Source organism: Sphingomonas sp. FUKUSWIS1 (assembly GCF_000733135.1).
Lineage (GTDB): Bacteria > Pseudomonadota > Alphaproteobacteria > Sphingomonadales > Sphingomonadaceae > Sphingomonas > Sphingomonas aerolata.
This window is the reverse complement of the sequence record NZ_JPJC01000107.1, coordinates 1-1,943: the sequence shown is the minus strand read 5'-3', so window position 1 is coordinate 1,943 and position 1,943 is coordinate 1. Positions and strand designations below refer to the sequence as shown.

The following is a 1,943-nucleotide window of genomic DNA, read 5'->3' as shown; positions in this document are numbered from 1 at the left end:
TCGGGCGACCAGGCGAGCGCCTGCGGATCGCCGGGAAAGCCCGTCACCCGCGCGCTCGTGCCGGTCGCGATCCAGCGAACGAACAGTTGCGACTGTTCGCCGTCGCGCGCGGCATAGGCGACGCGCGTGCCGTCGGGAGACCAGCGCGGGTCGGACCCTTGCGCAGCGAACGGCGACTGGCGACCGGTCGCCACGTCGATCAGCCAGAGCGACGACTGGACACGGTCGGTCATGACGTCGGCGGTGCGGCGGACATAGACGATCGTTCGTCCGTCAGGGCTGATCTGCGGGTCCGCTGCGATCGCCAGGCCGAACAGGTCGGCACCGGTGAAGCGCCGCGTCGGGGCGTCGGCCGGGGCCGCGATCGGCTGCTGCTGCGCGACGGCGGGGGCTGCCGACAGCAGGGCGAGAACGAGGGTGAGGCGCAAGCACGGCTCCTTTGACGATGATCGAGGCGCGATCATGCCCGATCCCCCGGCCCGTGCAAGGGCAGGGGCGGGGGCGCCACCGGTCGGGTGATCGTCAGCCAGTCGACGCGAGGAACACCGCCCCGGGGACGCGCAGGGTCTGATCGGTCGGAGAGAGACGGCCGCCTTTGCCAAGCGCCATGACCGCGATCGTGCCCGACCGCTCGTTCGCGACGAGCATCTGCCGCTGATCCTCGAGCAGCAGGAAGATGCGCGGCCAATGTCCGCCGGCGGCGATGTGCTGGACGAGGGTCGGCACTCCGTCGCGATCGAGCGCGAACACCGCGATACTGTCAGCGCCGCGGTTCGAGACGTAGAGGTGCCGGCCGGCGCGATCGATCGCGATGTGCGCGGCCTGGGACGACCCGACATGGTCGCCGGGCAGGGTGGACAGCTGCGTGCGGGTGGTGAAACGACCGTCCGGCTGTGCATCGAGCATGGTCACGGTGTTGGCGAGTTCGGCAACGACATAGGCGCGTGGCAGGCGGGGATGCCAGACGAGGTGGCGCGGTCCCGTTCCCGGCGGCGCGCGCCAGGCCGGGACCGGTGCGGCAAGGCTGCGCGCTCCCGGATCGAACCGATAGGCGAAAATCGTGTCGGCGCCGAGATCGACCGAATGCAGCCAGCGCCGATCGGGGCTGAACCCGACCCAGTGCGCATGCGGCCCCTCCTGACGGCTCTTGTCGGGGCCGGTCCCTTCATGGCGGAAGATCGTCGGTTCGCCCGGCGCGCCGGTCGCGGGATCGATGCGGTAGAAGCCGACACTGCCGCTCGAATAATTGGCGATGGCGAGGCAGCCGGACGCGTCGTCGAACGCGGCATGGCAGGGATCGGCACCACCCGATGGCATCGTGCCGCGCGCTTTCCAGTCGGGCGTGAAGCCGGTCACCGATCCTTTCGCCTGCTCGCGCAGGACGTACCAAAGCCCGGTGCGGGGTGCCCGCACCGCAAACGACGCGTCCTCGATCCCGGCGACCGGCGGTTCGACCTGCCAGCGATTGCGCGCCCGGTCATGCGACAGCGTGTACAGGCCCTTGCCGCCCTCGCGCGCATAGGTGCCGACGAGCACGCGGGCGTCGCGCGGCGATGGCGGTGCGGCGCGCAGACCGGTGGCGAGCGTCGCGGTCGCCATGCCGGAGAGCAATGTGCGGCGGGTGATGTTATTGAAAACAGGTGGCGTCATGGATGGCGGTCCGATGGTTGATCCTCCACCCCAGCTTACCATCTAAGAAGCGGTCTCGTGCAAGGGGCTCTCCAGACCGAGGATAGACCGACGAGCGAAGATCCTGTCATGCCCGGTACGGAGCTGGGCGCTGAACGAAATCCACACGCTGATAACGAGGCTGTCTCGGACGCAGGATCGCAATCGCGTGGCGGGCGGTCGATCCCGCGGGGCCGGCTGTCGCGGCTCGGCGTGTTCGGGCGGCTGGCCGGCGGCGTCGCGGGCGGGGTCGTCGCCGAGGGGGCCCGGCGGCT

At 70.3% G+C, this 1,943-nt stretch carries 2 protein-coding genes and 1 pseudogene; 1 reads left to right on the top strand and 2 read right to left on the bottom strand.

What is annotated here, in order from left to right:
- Together sphsw_RS07720 and sphsw_RS07715 are read right to left on the bottom strand one after the other, a co-directional pair.
- Positions 1-428, bottom strand: a pseudogene (locus sphsw_RS07720) (DPP IV N-terminal domain-containing protein); the annotation flags it as partial.
- 94 nt (positions 429-522) lie between these two features.
- Positions 523-1,650, bottom strand: coding sequence for a lactonase family protein (locus sphsw_RS07715; RefSeq protein WP_031440098.1), 1,128 nt, complete (start codon positions 1,648-1,650; stop codon positions 523-525).
- Positions 1,651-1,758: 108 nt separating this feature from the next.
- On the opposite strand from sphsw_RS07715, the gene sphsw_RS20345 reads away from it, so the two are divergent.
- On the top strand, positions 1,759-1,943 hold a 185-nt coding region (locus sphsw_RS20345), incomplete at its 3' end, for a hypothetical protein (protein ID WP_042466791.1).

What these genes read in the sequence shown, in the direction of transcription:
- sphsw_RS07715 (WP_031440098.1), bottom strand. Translation starts at nt 1,650, where the DNA reads ATGACGCCACCTGTTTTCAATAACATCACCCGCCGCACATTGCTCTCC.